Here is a 21088-nt window from a genome sequence, read left to right on the forward strand (position 1 = left end):
TGGGCTTCTAGGCGATGCGCCAGTCGTGGTCGGGGGTTGCGTTGTCGGCGAACTGGACCACGTTGGCCGAGTCCATCGTGGACATTCCGTGGACGCCCAGGACCTTGCCGGAGTGGCGGTTCTGGATCCGGAAGGACGCCCCCGGCGGGAGCCACGGCCTGGTGCCGCCGGTCTGCGGGAAGGAGGTCAGCCGCAGTCGCGCGGCGCCCATGGGGATGAGCGTGACCCGTTCGACCGGCGTGCTCGCCGCGACCGGACCGTCGTGGAGCGGTGCGATGACGCGCTGGCCGTCGGCCTGCCAGGCGTCGATCCGCTGCGCTTCGGCGGTGAGTCGAAGCGGCGCGCCCGCGAGCGTGAAGGGGTCGTCGAGGTCGCCGCCGGTGGCCGTGGTGATCGGCCGTCCGGGTACCAGTCCGTAGTTCCACGGCGAGGCCGGATGCACGTCGTACTCGGGGAACCGGGCCGACCCGCCGGTCTGCGCCCAGGTCTCCTCGACGCGCAGGGAGAACGCGAGCGCGCCGACGTGCACCGAGACGGCGTTGCGCTGCCGCGTCCAGGTGCGCACCGACGGCGCCATCGGTCTGGAACCGGAAGGTGATCGTGTCGGCGAAGTGGTAGCCGGTGGTCTCGGTGACGGTCACCCGGGTTCCGCCGGCGACCAGGGCGGTCACCGTCGAGGGGCCGTGCAGTGCCGCGCACAGGCCGCCGTCGTCGGTCGCCAGCCACATCTCCTCGGCGAAGTAGGGCCAGCCCATGCCGTAGTCGTGCGGGCGGCAGCGGTACTGGTCGACGCCGGGCCGGAAGGACTGCATGGCCCAGTTGTTGCTGAACTGGCCCATCGTCTTGGCGGTGTTGTCGAGGTCGACTCCGTTGGCGCTGGTGTCGGGCCGCATGTTCTCGTCGCCGGCGAAGCCGCCGCCGGGGAACTGGCCGAAGTCGCGCTGCACGAGGTCGTGGAGGCCGTAGGCGGCCGCGCGGTCGGCCTCGGCGCCGGACTGGACCCAGTACTGCGCGGGCTCGCGGAAGCCCTGCGTGACGTTGACGTTGTGGTGATCGGGAAGACCGCGGCGCCAGTCGGCGGAGTAGGTGTGGATGCGGCGGGTCAGGTCGAGCAGGAAGGACTCGCCGGTGCGGTTGTAGAGCCAGTGGACGACGTCGATGGTGTCGCCCCAGCGCCAGGTGCCCCAGCCGTCGGCGAACACGGCCGCGGGCCGGCGGTCGACGAACTGGAAGAAGCGGCCGAGGAAGGGCTCGACGCGCGGATCGCCGGTGGACTCGCGGAAAGAGCGCAGCGCGGCGAGCATCGGCATGTGCGGCCACAGGTCGGCGTGGCCGCCGAGGGAGGCGTCGGCCCAGCCCGATGTGCTCAACCGCAGGAAGTGCGAGATCTCGGGGAGCCTGCCGCACAGGCCGTCGGCCTGGCGTTCGAGCTGGGTGGCGAGCCAGCCTTGCGGCCGCACCGCGCCGGGCGGTAAGCGCAGGAACGCCGCCGGGCGTAAGGGGGCGCGATTGCCGGGGTAGGCCGGGGCCGCCGCCGAGGCGGAGCGGTCACCGCCGGCGATTAACGCCGCCCCTCCGACGAGGGAGATGCCGCTGGTGAGGAGCCGGCGTCGGTGGAGTGACATCAGTTCCGTCCCTTCGTGGGGTGGTGCGCGAGATCCTCGCCGGGCGCGCACCGGATCGGCCGCGGGGCGGACGTTTCGAGCCGGATCCGTCCACTTCGGAGCCTCTCTATAACGTTATAGAGATGCCGGGGCGTTAAGTCAACGGGTCGGTGAGGTTTCCTTCGCGCTGTGGCGCTCAAGGTCTCCGCAAGGTCGCGGGGGCCGGGCCGTGCGAGCCTGGGGCGTCGACCGAGAGGGGATGCCCGACCGTGGCCACATCGAAGACCCGCCCGAGCACCGTCGCCGAGTTCACCGCGATCGCCCGGGAACTGCTGCCCGAGGAGCACGCCGAGTACTGGCTGTCGCTGCTGCGCCCGACGGTCCGGCTGCGCCACGCAGGGGCCGGCGAGCGCGTCGTCGGGCACCTCGCCGGCGACCCCGTGCTCCCCGTCGGCGAGCCCTGGCCGCTCGCCGGTCACGGCGCCGAGCTGCGGCACCTGCTGACCCTCGACCTCGCGGCACTGCCCGACACCGGCCTCGGGTTGCCGTCCGCCGGGCTGCTGGAGTTCTTCTGCTTCGACGACGAGGGAACCGACGGGCGGGTCCTCCACGTGCCGCCGGACGCCGACGCGGCGCCGCGTCCTTCGCCGCCGGACCTCCGGCATTTCGCGGCCGTGCCGCTGTCGGCCGCCGTCGAGACCACCGCGCCGGACATGGCGCACGTGCACGCTTATCTGTGGGCGCTGTGCAACGACCTCGACGAGGAGGTCTGGGATGCGCTGACGGAGGCCGTCGGGACCACCATTCCGCCCCGGCACCACCTGCTCGGTGGATACGGCGTCGGTGTGCAGGAGGCGCCCGACTATGCGCCCGGACTCGCGCCGGCCGATGTGTGGACCGCCGACGGCATCCTGCCCGAGCCCGGGCTGCCGGTCCTGCTCGCGCAGATCGACACCGACCACGAGGCCGGCCTCGGCTGGGGCGACATGGGCGTCTCGTACTGGTATGTCGATCGCGGGGACCTGGCGGCCGGGCGGTTCGAGCGGGTCGAGATGACGTGGAGCTGTTTCTAGGGGCCTCAATATCATCCGAAAGGATGAGTTTAGGGTGGTCGGCGCGGCGGTATCACGTCTTCGGCGACCCGGTCCTCCCGCGCAGGAGTGATCGGCTCTAGCAAGGGGAGCCCGCGTGCCCTAGGGGTGCGGGAATGCCGCCACAAAAAGCAGCGCCCGGAGGTCACTCCGGGCGCTGGCTTGTGCGGCGAAGGGAGCGTGGCATGACGTTCAGGCCGGCGGCCACGGTTCTCGACGCGCCCGACGCGCGCGAACTCGCCGCCTTCTACCGTGCGGGGCGGTCCTGGCGCAGTTCCAGCGTGCGGGTGTTCCTTGACCCGGTGGGGCATCCGTTCTGTTTGTTCGTTCGAGGCCGACAACGTCGTGCCGTCATTCGCCGCAGCGCCGGGCGGAGGCGTTCGCGCGGGTGGAGGTCCGGATCCTCGACGGCGGCGGGCATCTGCCGCAGATCGGGCGGCGAGACGAGGTCGCGAAGATCCGGCGGCCTTCCTTAGCCCTCGGACTGCTTGCGTTCGCGCGCGATCCGCCGCTGCTCCTCGGCGCGTTCCCGGCACCGGCGCAGGAACTCCGCGTCGGCCGCCGGATCCACCGGCACATGCCGCCCTGGACGGTCGTACTCCGGGAAGGGCGAGTCGCCGGGCCGACGCCGGGCCGTCGCGTGCTGCGGACGCCCCGCGACGAGCCAGATCACCGAGCCGACGGTCGGGAGGAAGAGCACGATGAGCAGCCAGGAGGTCTTCGACAGGTTGCGGATCGCCCACTCGTCGGCGGTGATCACGTCGACGAGGCAGAAGAGCCAGAGGGCGAGGACGAGGAGTCCGAAGAGGCCGTAGTACATGGCGTCCTTTCGGGCACGCTCACGGCGGGCGGCCGGGAGCGGGGCGAGGGCGGGCAGGCGACACGGTAGCAGGCGTGGGGGAGGGGGTGGCGGGGTTCCCTGGGCTGGCGATCCACCGGCAGCGCCGGGTGATCGACCGGTGGGTCTGGGAACTGCCCGGCGGGTACTGCGAGCCCGGCGAGGACCCCGTCTCGTGCGCGGCGCGCGAGGTCGAGGAGGAGACCGGGTGGCGGCCGTCCGCCCTCGAACCGTCGGCCGTGTTCCAGCCCTGGGTCGCGACGGCCGACTTCTCGGGCGATGACCGCACACCCGCTCAAGGTCCGCTCAAGCTTTCCCGCCCCGCGCTCGCCTACCTTCACCCTGTCGGCCTCGCCGCCTCGCCGCGCGAGATGACGACCGCGCCTCCCCGCGCGTTCTCGACAGGTCACGCGGCAAGGCCCGCGTCGCGGGGAGGCGCGCCCTCAGCGCTTCAGCCGCGCCACGATCTCGGTGTCCTCCATCTCGCCGGTCTCGGTGAACCCGAGCTTGGCGTACAACGCCCGGGCCACGGTGTTCTCCGGCTCGTAGGACAGCGCGAAGCTCGTCACCCCGTGCTCGGTCGCGATCAGGTCGACGGCGGCTTCGACGGCCGCGCGCCCGTGCCCGCGCCGCTGGCGGCCGGCGTCGACGATGATCCCGCCGAGCCAGGCGGCGCCGTCCTCGGGATCGACGGCCCACATCAGGAAACCGACGACGGTCCCCTCGGCGTCGAGCATGGCCAGCGGGCGCCAGCCGGTGGGGCTGTAATGGCACAGCGAGAGGTAGTAGAGGGGCTCGGCGACCCAGTCGCGCTGGCCTTCGGCGACCTTGAGCGCGCCGACGGCACGCCAGTTGTCGGCGTCGACCGGCACGAGGGTGATGGGGGAAGGGGTGCTCACCATCGGAGTCTAGGGCGTGTCCGGGTGATCACTGCGGGGCTGCGGCGGACTCGTTCTCCCCCTGGCGGCACCGTTCCTTCGCCCAGGTACAACACCGGTACCAGGGCGAAAGAACGGCTTGCCAGAAGAAAAACGAGCCTCGCCTCGCACCCACAAGACCACCAGGACACACCCTAGGCCGCTCAGCGCAGGTTCAGCCCGCCGTCGAGGAGCACCACCTCGCCGGTGATGTACTCGTTGGCCAGCAGCGCCGAGATCAGGTCGGCGACGTCCGAGGGCCGCGCGGCCCTCCGCATCGGGCTCGCCGACCGCCACAGTTCCTGCGCGGCGGTCCAGGACGCGGTCATGGGCGTGTCGACGAGGCCGGGCGCGACGGCGTTGACGCGCACCTCGGGCCCCAGCGCGGCGGCGAGCAGCCTGGTGACGTGGTTGAGCGCCGCTTTGCTCGCCGCGTAAGCGATCGAGCTGCCCTTGGGACGTACGCCGGCGTGGCTGGTGACGTTGATGATCGACCCCTTCGACTCGCGCAGCGCCGGGAGCGCGGCGGTGCACAGCAGCCAGGGGGCGATGAGGTTGACGTCGAAGAGCGTGCGCCAGTCGGCCGCGCTGAGCGCCGCGAGATCGTCGTGCGGAACGGGCCGGCTGATTCCGGCGTTGTTGACCAGAACGTCGAGGCGCCCGTACTTCTCGACCACGCGCGGCACGAGCGCGGCGGCCTGGTCGTCGTCGGCGAGGTCGGCTTGGAGGTAGGTGCCGCCGAGCTCGTCGGCGAGCGCGGTCCCGGTCTCGCGGCTGGCGCGGGAGTGCACCACGACGGTCATGCCGTCGGCCGACAGCCTCCGCGCGGTCGCCGCGCCGATTCCCGAGGCCGAGCCGGTCACCAACGCCACCTTCGTCATCCCGCCATCCTAGATTCCAGCCCGCTGAGCAGGTCAGGTGCGGTCCTCGGGCGTCCCATCGGCCGAGCAGCTGGGCTCGTCGCCGGCCGAGTCAGTCGAGGCGTCGCCGATCCGACGACGCTCGCCGGGATTGCTTGCACCGCAAGGGAAGCGGCCCGGCGTAGCCGGCACTGAGCCGCCGGGCGTCCCCGGAGCGCGTCGCAGGCCCGCGACTACGCCGGATGCGGTACGGCAAATGCAGCTCGCGGCTGTACGCGGGTGGAGGCTGCGGCCGGAAGCATTTCGGTCATGACCGACACCAAACTCCAGCGCTTCGGCGCACTCGGCGGAGTCGCCGCCGTCGCCTTGTTCGTGGCGAGCACCTCGATCACGAGCGGCACCGCCCCGCTGCCCGGTGAGGGAACCGGTGCGGAGATCGCCGGCTACCTGCGCGGCACCGCCGGAGCCCTCGAACTCCAGGCGACTCTCCAGGTGGCGTCGGCGTTCGCGCTGTTCCTGTTCGCCGCGCTCACCGCGAGCCGTCTCGCTGCCCCGTACCGGCAGCTCGTCCTCGGCGGGGGAGTCCTCGCCGCCGCCACGACCGCGATGTCGGCGGCCGTCACGGCCGTCATGGCGCAAGACGGTGTGATCGCCGAGGAGGGCCTGCTCCCGGCGCTCCAGTGGCTCGCGTTCCTCGTCGGCGGGCCGGCGCACGCGATCTGGTTCGCGCCGCTGCTCGTGGGCCTCGCCCTCGGCGGCCGGGCGAGCGGCCTGTTCCCGCGATGGCTCGCGGTGACCGGCACCGTCATCGGCGCGCTGGCCTCGCTGGCCGTCGTGGCGATCGCCGTCTACTACGCCAGCCCGTTCATTCCGCTGGGCCGTTACGGCGGCTTCCTGTGGATCCTCGCCGCGACCTTCCACCTCGTCCGCCGACCGCGTACCTCCCTTTAGGACAATCCACAACAGACAGGAGCAGTCATGTTCGACGCCAAGCTCAACCGCCGGGGAGTTCTCGGCATCGCCGCCGCCGTAACGGGCGCGGCCGCCCTCCCGGTCGGGTTGTCCGGCCCCGCCGCGGCCTCGACCGACACATCGGTCACCGCCTGGCTCGACCGCAACGCCGTACCGCTGCCCAGGCTCGACGCCGGAGGGCGGATCGACGACCTCAAGGCGCTGCGCGGGATCGTCGCCGACGCATCCATCGTCGGCCTCGGCGAGCCCTCCCACGGAGGGCGGGAGCTGTTCACCCTGCGGCACCGGGCGCTGCGCTACCTGGTCGAGCGCATGGGCTTTCGGACCATCGCCTTCGAGGAGACCTTCGGCAACGGCCTGGTGATGGATCGCTACATCGCCGGTGGTGCGGGGGATGTGCGCCAGATCGTGTCGAAGGCGGGCACGCTGTGGGCCAACGAGGCCATGGTGAGCCTGCTGGTCTGGTTGCGCTGCTTCAACCGCGGACTGCCGCCCGAGGAGCGCGTCCGCTTCCTCGGTACCGACCTGGTGCAGTTGCGGCAGCTCAACTTCGACGAACTGCGCGCGCACGTCGCGGCGGTCGCGCCCGAGGCGGTCGCCGAGATCGAGGGGCACCTGGCGCCCATCGGCATGCACGGCGAAGGGTCTCAGCACGTCACCTGGTACCTGACCCGTTCCACCGAGGAGCGCGCGGTTCTGACCGAGCACGCCCGCGCGGTGCGCGCCCTCGTCGCCGGTCTGCCCGACGGTCCGTCGACTGTGGACGCCGAGTTCGCCCGGCAGCACGCGCGGGTGATCTGCGGCTTCTACGAGTTCTACCTGACCAACGACCGCGCCATGCGCGACCTGTTCATGGCCGACGCCGTCGACTGGTCGCGAGGGCTCACCGGGCACAAGACGGTGTACTGGGGCGCCAACTCGCACACCGGCGCCCACCCCGAGGCGACCTACTCGGTGCCGCCACGGCCGCCGGTCACCCTGCCCGGTGCCGGGTTCCACCTGCGGCAGCGGCACGGGCGCGGCTACCTGTCCATCGCCGTGATCTTCGACCACGGCGAGCTCTACGCCGGATGGGAGACCGGATCCCCCCGCGTGTACGCGATCCCGGCCCCGCGGGCCGGCACGACCGATGAGATCCTCGGCCGCGCGAAACTTCCCAACTACCTCGTCGACCTGCGCGCCACGGCTTCGCCGACGGTCGCGCGCTGGCTCGACTCGCCCGCCGAGTTCCGCCTTGTCTCCTCGGCCTACGACCCCGCCCGCGACGCCGAGTACTTCATGAAGGTCGGCTCGATCATCGACGGCTACGACGCGCTGATGCACATCCGCCGCACGGCGGCGGCGGTGCCGGTGACGGGATAGGACCCGCGAGGGCGGGCGGCCGACGGGCGTCGGCCGCCCGTCGGCGTTCAGCCCATTACGGTGGGAACGACCCGCCGGCGCGTCGGCGGTCCGATCTCGACGACGTCCACCCAACCGTTGGGGGCGTGGCCTTCGGCTTCAAGGCGGGCGGACTCGCCGGATGGCGCCAGTTCGCGGTTGTAGCTCTGGACCAGTGGCGCGGCGTACTCGTCGAGCACGTGGCAGGTGGCGTACACCCGCCCCTCGATCAAGGACTCGACGAACTCGCGCTCGGCGGCCGGCAGTGCGGCGATCTCGGAGGGCTCCAGGGGCACGGTCGACTCCAGGGGTGGGCGAAACCTGCGGGCGAGGGTCGCCAAGCTACCTCGCCGTGCTCTGGACTCAAGGGGAGCCCGTCCGGCGCGGACGAGGCGGGCGGCCGACTCCGCGTCGGCCGCCCGCCCTCGTTGTCCCTCGAACCCTAAGCGTCCAAGGTCGCCCAGATCCAGTCCTCGTAGTAGTACGTGCTCGTGTACACCTCCGGCCCGTTCAGGCACCCCGTCCCCGGCCCGCGGCTCACCACGCCGAGGATCTCCCAGCGGCCGCGCGCGTCCTTGTTCAGCACCGGGCTCCCGGAGTCCCCGTAGCAGGGCCCGGTGTCTCCGCCGGGGATGTCGACGCAGATGTCGCCGACCGTGATGTCCCACTCGTCACCGGCGACGCAGCGCGGGTTCTCCAGCAGCGTCGAGTCGAGCTCCTGGAGGATGGGGCTCAGCGAGGCGGGATCCTCTTCGACGGTGCGTCCCCAGCCGAGCATGCGGACGGGGTCGCCGACGCCGACGTACCCGATGTCGGCGGGCTTCTGGGTCGCCGCGCGCTCGAGTTCGAGCAGCGCGATGTCGGCGTTGTTCTCCGCCGGCGTCTCGTAGTCGGGGTGCACGACGACCTGGGTCACCTTGATGTGCTCACCGAGGCGGTGATCGATGTTGCCGATCGCGATGTGGAAGGTCTCGGCGGGCATCGGGGTGCCGTCGGCGTTGGTCACGCAGTGGGCCGCGGTGACGACCCACGTCTTGTCGATCAGGGTGGTGCCGCAGCGGTGGCTGTTGGGCACGCCGTTGCGGGTGTACTGCAGCGACGCCACGAACGGGTAAGGCTCGCCGGCGGGTGTGCCGCCGACGATGTCGGGCGTGATGTCTCCGGCCTGGGCCGGTGCTGCGGTGATCGCCGGGGCGGCGGCCACCGCGAACGCGGCGGCGAGGAGCGCGATCTTGCGCTTCATGTCATCCCTTCACTGTGGACAGTCCACATTGTTCGGTGATGTCCTCGTTCCCCGCGCCGGACGGGCGGTTTCGGGCACGGTCGTGGACGGCGTCGGCCACGGATGCACATGGGGAACGGTGTCGCCTGGGGCGCTTCGCGGCTTTCGATCGCGTCGGCGACGGTTCGCGACCTTTCGACATTCAAGGTCGTTTACGCCCCGCCGTCAACCGCCGAAGTTGATCTGTATGCGGCCCGGTATGCGCAAGATCAGTGCCACGGACCGGACGCCGGCGCGGTCTCGTGCGGCGGCGTCGGGTGGCGCGGTTCGTAGAGACCGACCTCGCCTCCGCCGGGCAGCCGGACGCCGGTCAGCCGGCCCCACCCCTGGTCGGTGATGTCACCGGTGAACTCCACGCCCTTACCGCGCAGTTCGGCGACGGTCGCCGCCACGTCGTCGCACATGAGGTACAGCTCGTGGCGACCCGACTCGGCCGCCGGGTGCACGGCGACCTCGGCCGGCGGCAGCGCGAAGATCAGCCACCCGTCGCCGGCGTCGACGTGGCCGAAGCCGAGCACGTCGCGCAGGAACACGCGATCGGCCTCGGCGTCGCTGCTGTGGACGATGACGTGCGCACCGGTGATCATGGCGGGCTCCTTCGCGGGTCTCGGTCCGACGTTAAGGCAGCGCAGCGGCCTCGCGGGCGTCTTCGCGGCAGTACGATGGCACCGACATCCGAGTTCCGGCGGCTCACGCGCGGAGCGGGGGCGGATGGAGGCCGACCACATGGACCGCGAGCGGTGGAACCTCGCGCGCCTGATTCCCACCTCGGGCGTCAACGGCGCCGAGGAGCAGGAGCGCCGCGCGACCTCGGCACTGCTGGCGGTGATGCACTCGGTGCGCGAGTTCTGCCGCGCCCTCACCCGCCCGCTCGGTGCACCGGTGGGCGTCGCGGCCGCCTACATCGAGGTGCCGTTCGTCCTCCACGGCAAGCGGCTCTACCCCGACGGCCTCATCGAGATCCGGCGCGGCAACCGCACCTGGACGGCGCTCGTCGAGGTGCGAACGGGGGCCAATCCACTCGGCGCCCCGCAGGTCGAGGACTACCTCGACATCGCCCGGGAGCGCGGATTCGACGCCGTCATCACCATCTCCAACGAGATCGCGCCGATCAGCGGCCACCACCCCACCCGGGTCGAGGGCCGCAAGCCGCGCAAGGTCGCGCTGTACCACTGGACCTGGTCCCACGTCCTCGCCGAGGCCGTCGCACAGAAGGCGCACCGGGGCGTCGCCGACGCCGAGCAGGCGTGGATCCTCGGCGAACTCATCCGCTACCTGGAGCACCCGAAGTCCGGCGCGCTCGAATTCGACGACATGGGCCCCTCCTGGGCGCCGGTGCGCGAGACGCTCGCCGAAGGCACCCTCCATCCCGCCTGCGAGGACGCCGTCGACGTCGCCCGCCATTTCGAGGCGCTCGTGCGCTTCGTCGCCCTGCGCCTGGGACGGCGGCTCGGAGACGACGCGACGCCGCTGCTGACCCGCCGGGAACTCGCCGACCCGAACGGGCGGGTCCATGCGCTCGCGGCGTCCCTGCGCCGCGACGGGACCATGTCCGGCGCGATCCGGGTCCCCAGTGCCGTGGGTCCGCTGGCCGTCACCGTCGACCTGAAGGCCGCCACCGTCACCTGCCACGTCGACCTCGACGCGCCGAAGACCGGCGGGGCCGCGACTCGCGTGAGGTGGCTGCTGGGCCAGCTCGACGGCGCCGACGGCGGGATCCGCGTCGAGTCCTTCCTGCGGCGCGGCCGCGGCGTCGCGGCGGCCGAACCGCTCAGCGTCGTCCGTGCGCAGCCGCTGCTGCTGTCCCCGGACCACACGCGCGATCTGCGGGCGTTCCGGCTGGTGTTGCGGGCGCCGATGGGCACCGGGCGGCGGCGGGGCCCCGACGCCTTCATCGACTCGGTGATCAGGGCCGTCGACCACTTCTACGGCGCCGTCGTACAGCAGCTCAAGGCCTGGTCCCCGCCGGTGCTGCGGGAGAGCCCCCCGGTCGAGCCGGTCGCCGTCGCGGCGACCGCCCTGTCGTCCCAAGACGGCCCCGTCGACGAACGTCACCCGCCCCGGGTGATGCTCAACTTCGAGCGCGGCTCACGCCGGTGACCGGCGAGCGCCTCAGCTCCCCAGCCCTCCCGCGAACGGCCGCGACCGCCAGTGCCCCAGCGGCACCTTGAGGGCCTCGGCCATCATCGGCAGCTGCGGCACCATCGACAGGACCGCCACGACCTGGAGCATCCGGGTCGCCTCCATGACGCGCAGGAGCCGCTCGTCGGGGGCGCGCAGTCCGAGCCGCCCGGCGCGTTCGGTGTAGGCGGCGACGGCGGCGGGTTCCAGCAGCGTCAGGTCCCACTCGATGGGGCCGAGGCAGGCCAGCTCGAAGTCGGAGTACAGCGGGCCCTCGGGGGTCTTGATGAGGTTGTAGGTCGGGGAGTCGCCGTGCACGGGCTGGATCTCGGCCTCGCCGAACTCGGCGAGCAGCCCGTCGGAGGTGGTCACGACGGGCGCCAGCACCTCCCATTCACGCTGGGCGCGATCCAGGTCGGCGGCCTCGATGAGGTCGGGGCGGGTGGCGAGCATGCCGAAGGCGGCGGGGACGTCGGACAGGAACGGCAGGAAGCGCAGGGGACCGGCGTAGTCGCGCATGGCCAGGTGCAGGTCGGCGACCGGCGCGGTGTCGGCGGTCCAGTCGGGCTCGGCGGGCGGGCGGTGGTCGGCCCACTGCCAGAAGGTCATGGAGAAACCGTCGCGCTCGACGGGTTCGGCCGCGACGAGCGGGCTGGGCACCACGACGGGACAGCCCTGCGCGGCGAGCCACTCGACGACGGCGATCTCCTCGCGCTGCCCCGCGGCCTGCGTCTCCAGGGTCGAACCGACCGGCAGAACGGTCGGCACGCGGACCACGACGGGGGAGGGGGCGAGGTGGACGACGACGGAGAACACGTCGTAGAGCACGACCGGTTCGGTCACCGCCAGACCGCGTTCGCGGCCCGCCTCCGCGGCGGCGGCGACTGCTCGCACGGTTCGATCGGCCGGGTCGTGGGAAGATCCAGTCATCGCCACAGGCTAACGTCAAAACCGCCTGTCTCCCATCGAATTCGCCCCTTGGGTCACCCTTGGTAACAGTGCCCACGATGTGTGACCATGGATCTTCCCGAGGAGGCGCCATGGTGACCGAGACGAAGCCCGAGACCCGGCAGATGTGCGCGCCGGTCGAGAACAAGCAGCCCGACGCCTGCACGGTGCGCGAGGTGCTCGACCGCGTCGGCGGCAAGTGGAGCATCAGCATCATCGTCGAGACCAGCCGCGGGCCGGTCCGCTTCACCGAACTCGAACGCAAGGTCGAGGGCATCAGCCGCCGCATGCTCACCCTCAACCTGCGCCAGCTCGAACGCGACGGCCTGCTCACCCGCAAGGTCTACCCGACGGTCCCGCCGAAGGTCGAGTACGAGGCGACGCCCATGGCGCGCGAACTCTACGACTCGCTGATGACCCTCACCACCTGGGCCGAACGCCACGGCGCCGAGATCGCCGCCGCGCGCGCCGAGTACGACGCGCTCGCCGAGTCGGCGGCCGCGCCGGCCTGACCGGCGTGTTACGCGGGCGTCCACGGTGGACGGTCGGCGATGATGGTGCCATGACGCTCACGGTCGCCGATGCCAACGCGATTCTCGCCGACAACTTCGCCCCCTGGGTCCTCGACCTGGGCCTGTCCGTCACCGCGCTGGACGCCACGCACGCCGTCCTGCGCCTTCCCTGGTCGTCAAGGCTGGCAAGGGAAGGCGGCGCGCTGTCGGGCCAGGCCGTGATGGCCGCGGCCGACACCGCCACCGTCATCGCGGTGTCCGCCGCCTCCGGCGGATACCGCCCGATGACCACCGTCCAGCAGTCGGTGACCTTCCGCCGGCCCGTCCTCGGCGCCGACAGCCTGTTCACCGCCAGGGTCGCCAAACTGGGCCGCAGCATGGCCTTCACCGACATCGAGGTGACGCTGGCGGACACGAGTACCCAGGTCGCGCAGGCGTCCACTGTGTACGCTCTACTGGGTTGAACACTCCTTACCGTTGGTACGTCGGTGATCCGCCGACCGCCGCTCTAGCCTGGCCGCACAACCGGATACCATCTGGCGACACGCGCAACCCGCTCCAGATTGGACAAAGGCACCCGTGTCGAATCATCCGACGACGCCGCGGACACGGTTGGAAGCGGAGCTGCGTGCCCGGTCCTGGGGGAGAGAACGGGCGCTACAGCTGTTGCACCGCAAGGCGAGGGAACTCGGCCTCGCCGGATTCACCCTGGGCCTGCGCCAGTTCGACCGCTACCTCGCCGCGGAGTCCACCCGCACCCGCCCGATGACCGCCGAGGCGATGCGCGGCCTCTTCGGCCTTCCGGTCGAGATCCTGCTCGGCCCGGCCGGTGAACCGGGCGAGGACGAACCCGAGACGACATCGCCGGCGCCCGCGATCGAGCAGGCCGCCGGCGACGCCTCCCGCGACCACGCCACCGCCTTCGCCACCGGCGACGTGCCCGGCCTGCTCATCGAACAGCTACAGGCCGAGGTCCGCCGGCACGCGCGCGACTACGCCCACCTGCCGCCCACCCAGCTGCTCCCCAGGCTCCTGCGCACCCGCGACCTCGCCTACGGCCTGCTCACCGGCACCCGCCGCCCTCGCCACGTCGCCCAGCTCCTCGCCGTCACCGGCCAGGTCTGCGGGCTGGCGGCCACCACCAGCTTCGACCTCGGCCACGCCGACGCCGCCGACGACCACGCGCGCGCCGCCTGGACCTACGCCGAACTCGCCGAACACGACGGCCTCAAGTCCTGGGTCCGCAGCACCCGCGCCACCATCGCCTTCTGGGGCCGGCGCCCCACCGAGGCGCTCGACCACGTCGACGCCGGCCTGCGCCACGCCACGGGCGGCACCGCCCGCCGCCTGCACGGAATCGCCGCCCGCGCCTACGCCCTCATGGGCTCCGGCCGCGAGGCCATCGGCGCCGTCCACGCCGCAGGCGCCACCGACGGCACCGACCCCCTCGCCGAGGAACTCGGCGGCGAGTTCGGGTTCACCCCCGCCCGCCTGGCCATGTGCACCGCCGCCGTCCACCTCGCCCTCGGCGACGGCGACCGGGCCGCGCGCAGCGCCGAGCAGGCCATCGACATGTACGAACGCACACCCGAGGAGCAGCGCCGCTTCGGGATCCTCTACGGTGCGGGCATGGACCTCGCCGCCGCGCGGGTCCTCCAGGGCGAACTCGACGCCGTCCCCGAAGCGCTCACCCCCGCCCTCGGCCTCGACCCGGCCCGCCGCACGGCGCGCCTGACATCACGGCTCGGCGCGATCCGCAGCCGACTGTCGGTGCCCCGCTTCAAGCACACCGCCACGGCCCTCGACGTGCGCGCCGCCATCGACGAGTTCACCGCCGGCGCCCTCACGGCGAAGACGGGCCGATGAGCCGAGGACCGTACACGCGGCACCCGCGCCCGCAGTTGCGCCCGGACCCCAGAAGGCAGGCCCCCGCCCGGAAATGACAGCCCCGTGTCATGTCGCGTACGTGTATCAAGGGCGACCCTGAAGAGCGCGTAACTTTCACACGCGGTCGGGGGCGTCGGTGATCAGCTAGTAGGAGGAACCGCTGAAGATCACGCGGAAGGTCGGCGTTCTCGTCACCGTCCCACTCATCACGGCCATCGCGTTCGCCGCGCTGGCCGTGGCCACCACCGTCGGAGACGCCAGCCAGGCCGGGACGTTGCGCTCCCTGGTCGTACTCAGCTCCTCGGTCGGGAAACTCTCACACCTCTTGCAGACCGAGCGCTCCTCGGCCGTCGAGACGCTGCTGGGCCACAAGGACAGCGCCGCCGAGATCTTCCTCGCCGACACCCATGTCACCGACGACGCCGCCGCGGAGTACTTCGCCGAGCGCACGAGCATGCCCGACCTGCCGGCGAGCGTCGACGGCCACCTCGACCGCGTCGACCGCCAACTCGCCGAGCTGCACGTCCTGCGCGAGAACGTCGTCGCCGGAACCGTCGCCGCCTCGGCCACCGCGTTCCGCTACCAGATCATCATCGGCGACATGGTCACCTACCGCGAGAACATCGCGCAGACCGGTGGCGCCCAGGGCGAGATCGCCGACCAGATCCGCGCCGCCGCGGCACTCGCCGCCGCCGCCGAGTACGCCGGCGCCGAGCGCACCACCGTCCAGCGCGCCCTCGCCCGCGGCCGGCTCCTGCCCGCCACACAGCAGGAGATCACCGCCGACCGCAGCGGCTACATCGAGGCCATGCGCCTGTTCAACGACCTCGCCCTGCCCGAGTGGCGCGGCTGGGTCGAGCAGTCCCTCTCGGGCATGGAGGCCGTCCAGGCCCAGATCGCCGAGGACGACGTCGCCCGCACCAAACCCGGACAGCGGCTGGTCACCCAGCCCGTCTTCTGGTCGCAGGCCATGAACGCGCGCCTGGCGCACCTCCACCTCATCCAGGACCTCGTCGACCGCGACGTCATCGACGTGGTCACCGAGATGCGCGACGGGCAGCGCCTGTGGGCCGGGCTCCAGGCCGGCGCGGTGCTCCTCACCGTCGCCCTCGCCCTGTGGCTCGCCGTCCGCCTCGGCCGGCCCGTCGTGCGCGGCCTGCGCCGCCTGCGCGACGCCGCCCACCGCGTCGCCGCCGTCGACCTGCCCGAGGCCGTCGCCAAGCTCAACGACGGCGACTCCATCGGCAACCGCACCCCCGACCAGTTCGCCGCCGACCAGACCAAACTCCTGCCGGCCAAGGGCGCCGACGAACTCGCCGAGGTGGCCCGCGCGTTCAACGCCGTCCACACCGAGGCCGTCCGCGTCGCCGCCGAACAGGCCGTCCTGCGCCTGCACATCGCGCGCATGTTCGTCGAACTCGCCCGGCGCGGCAACTCCCTCACCGGCCGGCTCACCAAGGCCCTCGACGAGGCCGAGCACCGCGAGGAGAACCCCGAGTGGCTCGAAAGGCTGTTCGCCTTCGACCACATGGTCACGCTGCTCTCCCGCCGCAACAACAGCCTCCTCGTCCTCGGCGGCTCCTCGCCGGCCCAGGCCCGCGTCCGCGACGAACCCGTCGCCGACGTCCTCAAGGCCGCACAGGGCCAGGTCGAGCACTACACGCGCGTCCACTTCGCCGGACTCGCCGAAGGCGTCGCGGTCAAGGCGAGCCTCGTCGACGAGATGGTCATCCTGCTCGCCGAACTCGTCGACAACGCCACCCGCTTCTCGCAGCACGTCACCGTCTCGGCCAGTGCGCTCGCCGACCGCACGATCATCCAGATCAGCGACGACGGGATCGGCATCAAACCGCCGCAGCGGGAGAAGCTCAACGGTCGCCTGGCCTATCCGCGACTCGACCTCGACGCGCTGCACACGATGGGCATGACCGTGGTCGGCACGATCGCGACGCGGCACGGTATCACCGTCGAGCTGCGTGACAACAAGCCCAAGGGCACGATCGCCGAGGTGACCGTGCCGGCGGCGCTGCTGTCGAAGGAGCAGCCGCGCGACGGCGACTCCGGCGGCCCGGCCGCTCCGCTGTTCCGGCGCGTCGAGCGCGCTGTCCCCGCGGAGGCCGAGACGACCGCCGAGGTCGAGGTCGACGAGGCGCCGGTGCCGACGCTGCTGTTCGCCGGGACGGGCAGTCCCGGTGGGCGCAACGAGCCGACCTCGGTCGCCGACGAGGACACCGCGGAGGTCGCGGTCCCGCCGAGCGTTCGTCCATCCGGGACGGTCGAGCCGGTCGCCGAGGAGACCCCGAAGCCGTTCAAGGCATTCGAGAACACCGAGGCGAGCAGCGGCGCGTCCGAGGCGACGCAGGCCTTCCGGCCGTTCGGCGACACCGAGTCCACGCCGTCGACTGAGGACACCTCGACCGGCGGTGCCTCCGCACTGCCGACACGCCGTCCCAGCCCGCACCCGCGGCCGGTGGACGAACCGGCCGAGCCGGAGGCCGGCGAGGTCGCGGCCGCCGAGGCGACGGGAATGCTCTCGAAAGGCGGCCTGTTCGCCAGGCGCGACACCGGGGGCGGGAACGCGGTACCGGTTCCCGCGAACGGGTACAGCGCGCCGATGCCGAGCCGGACGCCGGACGCCCCCGCGAACGGGTACAGCGCGCCGATGCCCAGCCGGACGCCGGACGCCCCAGCAGCCGCTCCGGAACCCGCTCCGGAACCCGAGCCCGCTCGCGAAACCGAGCCCGCGCCCCTGGCGGGAGGGCTCTTCGAGCGGCTGTCCCCGACCAACGGTGACAACCTCCCCGCCAGGACTCCCGCCGGGGAGATCGCCGGGGCGCTCCAGCAGACCCCCGTGCCGCCGAAGGGCGGCTACTTCGGGACGCCGTCCCCGGCCCCCGACGCCGAAGCCGCACCGCCGGCCGACGCGCCCGACCCCGAACCCGCGACGGAGGTGGAGTCCGCGGCCCGACCGGAGCCGGCCGACTCCGACCCCGCGCCGGCCGCCGCGACGCTCACCGACCAGGAGACCGTCGCACTGCCGATCATCACCCCGTCCGTGCCATCGCAGCGGCGCCCCGCCGAGGACGGCTGGACCAACATCAGTGACGCCGCCAGCGCCCTGCTGAGTCCCACTGGCGAACTTCCCCGCCGTGCGCCGATGGCGCACCTGGTGCCCGGTGGTCTGCCCGACGACCACCAGGGCGCGGCCGCAGTGCCCACCCCCCAGCCGAGCGACTATCGGGATCCCGATTCGGTCGGCGCGACTTTCGCCGCCTACGCGCGGGGGACCTCGAGCATCAAACAGACCATGTCCATGACAACGACCGATCGAGAGCCAGACAGTGACCGAGCTTGACCTGGATTTCCTGCTCAACGACTTCGTCGCGCGCGTGCCCGACGTGACACACACGCTCGCGGTGTCCGCCGACGGCCTGCTCATCGCGCGCAACAGCGCGTTGGGCGAGGACGACGCCGACCGCCTTGCCGCGGTGGCCTCCGGCCTGGTCAGTCTTCTGCACAGTGCCTCCAAATCCCTCCAGGCCGGACGGGTGATCTCCAACCTCACCGAGATGGACGGCGGCTACCTGTCGACCATGTCGGTCTCCAGTGGCGCGTGCCTGGTCGCCCTCATCAGCCGGGACGGCGACCTGGGCCAGGTCGGCCACGAACTGACCAAGCTCATCAACCAGGTCGGACCCGCCCTGACCCCCGGGGCGCGCCCGACCCTCCTCCCGCACAAGACCGCGTCGACGACCTGAGGTGAGGAGATGGCCCCCTCGTACGTGAGCGGCCGGGGCGCTGCCCTGCACCGGCTGTGCGACCGGGGACGGGCCGCGACTCCCGAACCCGTCGGCAAGCTCGTCGTCGTCGGCGGGCCCGCCACGGGCAAGTCGACGCTGATCAAGACCGTCTCGGACGTGGGCACGGTCGCCGTCGAGGCGGCCGTGTCGGCGACCCCGACGCGGGGCACGACCGTGGCCATGGACTTCGGCCGGATCACCGTCGACAACGAGTACGTGTACCTGTTCGGCACCCCCGGCCAGCCGCGGTTCCGCTTCATGTGGGACCGCCTCGCCCACGGCGCCGGGGGCGCGGTCCTGCTGGCCGACCCCCGCCGGATCGCCGACAGCGCCCCCGCCCGTGCCTTCCTGGCCGGGCGGGGCCTTCCTTTCGTCGTGCTGGTGAACCGCTTCGACGACGCACCCGTGCCCCCGACCCGCCGGGTCCGCGACGACCTCGGCGTGACCCCCCGCGTCCGGGTCCTGTCCTGCGACGCCCGTGTCCGACCCGCCGCTCTGAGCGCCCTCGCCTCGACCCTCGCGCACTTCAAGGCCGGCTCCCGGACCGCAACCGCTTCCGCTCCTCCGCACCCCAGAGCTTTCCGGTGCGGTCATCCCCTCACTCCACCCACTGACCGGGAGCACCCATGAAATCCCGCACGAGAGCCTTCGTGGCCCTCACCTCAGCCGCCCTGCTGAGCGTGACGGCCACCGCCTGCACCGGCGGAGACGAGGGCGGATCCGGCGATGTCAAGATCGGCTTCGTCGCGTCCCTGTCGGGCACGTACCAGACCGTCGGCGAGGACATGCGCGACGGTTTCCAGCTCTACCTCGACACCCACGACGGCAAGTTCGGCGGCCGGACGGTCGACCTGCGCGTCGCCGACGAGGGAGACGGGCCCACCACCGCCCTCCCCGCCGCCGAGCGCCTTGTCGTCCAAGAGGAGGTCGACGCCCTCGCCGGGATCGTCGGCGGCGGCTCCTACGCGGCGATCGCCTCGCTCGCGCAGGAGAACCAGCTCCCACTCGTCGGCGCGAACGGCCGCCCCGACATGAAGGACAACAACTGGCTGTGGCACACCAGCTACATCAGTGACGAGCCCGGCATCGCCATCGCCCCTTACGTCAAGGAGAACGTCGACGGCCCCGTCTACGCCATCGGCCCCGACTACCAGGGCGGGCACGACGAGCTGCGCGGCTTCGTCGACACCTACAAGCAGCTGGGCGGTCAGCTGGCCAACCCCGACGGCGAGACCAAGTGGACGCCGTTCCCGCAGACCACCGACTTCCTGCCCTACCTCAACGAGATCGCCATGACCAACGCCAGGGCGGTCTACTGCTTCTACGCCGGCAAGGCGGCCGTCGACTTCGTCAAGCAGTACGCCGAGTCCGACGCGGCCGACATCCCGCTGTACGGGGCCTTCCTCACCGAGGGAGCGGTACTGGCCGCCCAGGGCGACGCCGCCGAGGGCATCCGCAACGTCCTCAACTACAGCCCCGACCTCGACAACCCGGCCAACCGGACCTTCGTCGCCGAGTGGAGCGCCCGCTACCAGCGCCAGCCCACGACCTTCGCGATGGCCTCCTTCGACGCCGCCGCGGTCCTCGACCGCGCGATCGCGGCGATCCCGGCCGACCAGGACGTCACCTCGCAGGCCGTCAACGACGCCATCAGCAAACTCGGCGTGATCGACAGCCCGCGCGGCTCGTGGCAGTTCAACCCGACCACCCACTCGCCGATCCAGCGCTGGTACCTGCGGCAGGTCGCCAAGGACGGCGAGATGCTGTCGAACATGCTCATCGAGGACCTGGCCACCGTCGGCAACTGATGATCGACGCTTACCTGATCCCGGCCGTGAACGGTCTGGCCTACGGGCTGCTGCTGTTCACCGTCGCGGCCGGGCTCACCCTGATCTTCGGGGTCGCCGACGTGCTCAACCTCGCCCACGGCACCGTGTACGTCGCCGGGGGCTACGTTGCCGTCTCCGTCTCCGACGGGACCTGGGCCGGACTCGGTCTCGGCGTGCTCGCCGGCGCCGGTGCCGGCCTCGCCGCCGGTGGCGTCCTGTGGGCGGCGCTGACGCCGCTGGCCGGGCGCGGGCACCTCGCGCAGGCCCTGCTGACCTTCGGCATCGCGCTCGCCGGGGGAGCGCTGCTCGAACGCGTCTTCGGCGCCGACGAGCTGCGCCCGACGCTGCCGTCGGCGCTGGACGGCTCGGTCGACGTGGCCGGGCACCGGTTCCCCGCCTACCGGCTGCTGTTCATCGGCGTGGCCGCCCTCCTGGCGCTGGCCGGCTGGCTGGTCATCACCCGCACGCGCGCCGGCGCGCACGTGCGGGCCGTCGTCGACGACCGGGACATGGTCGCCGCGCTCGGCGTGAACCCGCGCATGGTCCTTGCGGCGGTCCTCGCCGCCGGTGGCGCCCTCGCCGGCGTCGCCGGGGCCCTCGGCGCGCCGATCCTCGGCCCCGGGCCGAGCACCGCATCCCACACGCTGCTGCTGTCGCTGATCGTCGTGGTCGTCGGCGGGCTCGGCTCGATCGGCGGCGCCTTCCTCGCGGCGATCGCCGTCGGGCAGGTGCAGAGCCTCGGCGTCGTGCTGGCCCCCTCCGCCTCGCCGTACCTGCTGTTCGCCGCGATGGCGGTGGCGCTGCTCGTGCGGGGCTGGCGCGGCGGGTTCGCGGGGCTGAAGGCGGGGAGAGTGTGAGCGGGTCAGGGCACGGCTATGCGGTCGAGATGCTCCGGCCGAAGGATCTTCGCCGGCAGGGTCGCCCGGCCGGCGAGCTCGGCTTGGAGGAGGCGGTGGACGCCGTCGAGGATCACCCCGCGCAGCGGCCCGGGAACGAGGTCGGCGAGGGGAAACGGTCGGCGGCCCATGACCGTCCACTCTGCACCGC

The 21088-nt window shown here is 72.1% G+C and carries 21 protein-coding genes and 2 pseudogenes; 13 read left to right on the top strand and 10 right to left on the bottom strand.

Features of this window, described 5'->3' with window-relative positions; all coding sequences use genetic code 11:
- Window positions 1–7 precede the first annotated feature (7 nt).
- Window positions 8–565, bottom strand: a complete 558-nt coding sequence (locus tag AB0I28_RS15470; RefSeq protein WP_357493607.1) for an RICIN domain-containing protein — start codon at window positions 563–565, stop codon at window positions 8–10.
- Between the two features lie 304 nt (window positions 566–869).
- Window positions 870–1625 (bottom strand): annotated as a pseudogene (locus AB0I28_RS15475) (beta-L-arabinofuranosidase domain-containing protein); the annotation flags it as partial.
- Window positions 1626–1873: 248 nt separating this feature from the next.
- Between AB0I28_RS15475 and AB0I28_RS15480 the strand changes: the two are divergent.
- The gene (locus tag AB0I28_RS15480) at window positions 1874–2677 is read left to right on the top strand and encodes a YwqG family protein (RefSeq protein ID WP_357493609.1); all 804 of its coding nucleotides are present in this window, start codon (window positions 1874–1876) and stop codon (window positions 2675–2677) included.
- A 490-nt stretch (window positions 2678–3167) separates the two neighbouring features.
- Here the strand turns inward: AB0I28_RS15480 and AB0I28_RS15485 are convergent, their stop codons facing one another.
- Window positions 3168–3515, bottom strand: a complete 348-nt coding sequence (locus AB0I28_RS15485; RefSeq protein ID WP_357493611.1) for a PLD nuclease N-terminal domain-containing protein — start codon at window positions 3513–3515, stop codon at window positions 3168–3170.
- Window positions 3516–3619: 104 nt separating this feature from the next.
- Here AB0I28_RS15485 and AB0I28_RS15490 point away from each other — a divergent pair.
- Window positions 3620–3802, top strand: a pseudogene (locus tag AB0I28_RS15490) (NUDIX domain-containing protein); the annotation flags it as partial.
- 174 nt (window positions 3803–3976) lie between these two features.
- On the opposite strand, the gene AB0I28_RS15495 reads toward AB0I28_RS15490, so the two are convergent.
- Window positions 3977–4432 carry a GNAT family N-acetyltransferase gene (locus AB0I28_RS15495; protein ID WP_357493613.1) on the bottom strand — a complete coding sequence of 152 codons (456 nt, stop codon included), beginning with the start codon at window positions 4430–4432 and terminating at the stop codon, window positions 3977–3979.
- A gap of 182 nt (window positions 4433–4614) precedes the next feature.
- The gene (locus AB0I28_RS15500; protein ID WP_357493615.1) at window positions 4615–5331 is read right to left on the bottom strand and encodes an SDR family oxidoreductase; all 717 of its coding nucleotides are present in this window, start codon (window positions 5329–5331) and stop codon (window positions 4615–4617) included.
- A 288-nt stretch (window positions 5332–5619) separates the two neighbouring features.
- Between AB0I28_RS15500 and AB0I28_RS15505 the strand changes: the two genes are divergently transcribed.
- Window positions 5620–6261, top strand: coding sequence for a hypothetical protein (locus AB0I28_RS15505; protein WP_357493616.1), 642 nt, complete (start codon window positions 5620–5622; stop codon window positions 6259–6261).
- Window positions 6262–6288: 27 nt separating this feature from the next.
- A complete protein-coding gene (locus AB0I28_RS15510) occupies window positions 6289–7644 on the top strand; it encodes an erythromycin esterase family protein (RefSeq protein WP_357493618.1) in 1356 nt (451 codons plus the stop codon).
- 47 nt (window positions 7645–7691) lie between these two features.
- Here the strand turns inward: AB0I28_RS15510 and AB0I28_RS15515 are convergent, their stop codons facing one another.
- The 3 genes from AB0I28_RS15515 to AB0I28_RS15525 form a co-directional block, all read right to left on the bottom strand.
- Window positions 7692–7958, bottom strand: a complete 267-nt coding sequence (locus AB0I28_RS15515) for a hypothetical protein (protein ID WP_357493620.1) — start codon at window positions 7956–7958, stop codon at window positions 7692–7694.
- 146 nt (window positions 7959–8104) lie between these two features.
- Window positions 8105–8905, bottom strand: coding sequence for a serine protease (locus AB0I28_RS15520; RefSeq protein WP_357493621.1), 801 nt, complete (start codon window positions 8903–8905; stop codon window positions 8105–8107).
- Between the two features lie 248 nt (window positions 8906–9153).
- Window positions 9154–9531 carry a VOC family protein gene (locus tag AB0I28_RS15525; RefSeq protein ID WP_357493623.1) on the bottom strand — a complete coding sequence of 126 codons (378 nt, stop codon included), beginning with the start codon at window positions 9529–9531 and terminating at the stop codon, window positions 9154–9156.
- 139 nt (window positions 9532–9670) lie between these two features.
- Here AB0I28_RS15525 and AB0I28_RS15530 point away from each other — a divergent pair, with 139 nt between their 5' ends.
- On the top strand, window positions 9671–11044 hold the full coding sequence (locus AB0I28_RS15530) for a stress response protein (protein WP_357493625.1): 1374 nt from the start codon (window positions 9671–9673) through the stop codon (window positions 11042–11044).
- Between the two features lie 12 nt (window positions 11045–11056).
- Here the strand turns inward: AB0I28_RS15530 and AB0I28_RS15535 are convergent, their stop codons facing one another.
- Window positions 11057–11995 carry a phosphotransferase gene (locus AB0I28_RS15535; protein ID WP_357493627.1) on the bottom strand — a complete coding sequence of 313 codons (939 nt, stop codon included), beginning with the start codon at window positions 11993–11995 and terminating at the stop codon, window positions 11057–11059.
- Between the two features lie 143 nt (window positions 11996–12138).
- Here AB0I28_RS15535 and AB0I28_RS15540 point away from each other — a divergent pair, with 143 nt between their 5' ends.
- From AB0I28_RS15540 to AB0I28_RS15575, 8 genes are all read left to right on the top strand, one after another.
- Window positions 12139–12525 carry a helix-turn-helix domain-containing protein gene (locus AB0I28_RS15540; protein WP_357494273.1) on the top strand — a complete coding sequence of 129 codons (387 nt, stop codon included), beginning with the start codon at window positions 12139–12141 and terminating at the stop codon, window positions 12523–12525.
- 50 nt (window positions 12526–12575) lie between these two features.
- Entirely contained in the window at window positions 12576–12989 is a 414-nt protein-coding gene (locus tag AB0I28_RS15545; protein ID WP_357493628.1) for a PaaI family thioesterase, read from the top strand.
- A gap of 202 nt (window positions 12990–13191) precedes the next feature.
- Entirely contained in the window at window positions 13192–14391 is a 1200-nt protein-coding gene (locus tag AB0I28_RS15550) for a hypothetical protein (RefSeq protein WP_357493629.1), read from the top strand.
- Window positions 14392–14647: 256 nt separating this feature from the next.
- A complete protein-coding gene (locus AB0I28_RS15555; protein WP_357493631.1) occupies window positions 14648–17767 on the top strand; it encodes a sensor histidine kinase in 3120 nt (1039 codons plus the stop codon).
- On the top strand, window positions 17754–18170 hold the full coding sequence (locus AB0I28_RS15560) for a roadblock/LC7 domain-containing protein (protein ID WP_357493632.1): 417 nt from the start codon (window positions 17754–17756) through the stop codon (window positions 18168–18170). The genes AB0I28_RS15555 and AB0I28_RS15560 overlap by 14 nt, the downstream gene beginning before the upstream one ends.
- A 9-nt stretch (window positions 18171–18179) precedes the next feature.
- Complete coding sequence (locus AB0I28_RS15565) at window positions 18180–18842, top strand: ATP/GTP-binding protein (protein WP_357493634.1); 663 nt, start codon at window positions 18180–18182, stop codon at window positions 18840–18842.
- Window positions 18839–20020: an ABC transporter substrate-binding protein gene (locus tag AB0I28_RS15570; RefSeq protein WP_357493635.1), complete on the top strand. Its 1182-nt coding sequence runs from the start codon at window positions 18839–18841 to the stop codon at window positions 20018–20020. Before AB0I28_RS15565 ends, AB0I28_RS15570 begins: the two co-directional genes overlap by 4 nt.
- The gene (locus tag AB0I28_RS15575; RefSeq protein ID WP_357493637.1) at window positions 20020–20898 is read left to right on the top strand and encodes a branched-chain amino acid ABC transporter permease; all 879 of its coding nucleotides are present in this window, start codon (window positions 20020–20022) and stop codon (window positions 20896–20898) included. The genes AB0I28_RS15570 and AB0I28_RS15575 overlap by 1 nt, the downstream gene beginning before the upstream one ends.
- Before the next feature lie 5 nt (window positions 20899–20903).
- Here AB0I28_RS15575 and AB0I28_RS15580 read toward each other — a convergent pair whose 3' ends face one another.
- On the bottom strand, window positions 20904–21068 hold the full coding sequence (locus tag AB0I28_RS15580; protein WP_357493639.1) for a hypothetical protein: 165 nt from the start codon (window positions 21066–21068) through the stop codon (window positions 20904–20906).
- Between the last annotated feature and the right edge of the window lie 20 nt (window positions 21069–21088).

Origin of the sequence: Phytomonospora sp. NPDC050363 (assembly GCF_040655735.1) — a bacterium.
In the GTDB taxonomy this organism is placed as follows: Bacteria; Actinomycetota; Actinomycetes; order Mycobacteriales; family Micromonosporaceae; genus Phytomonospora.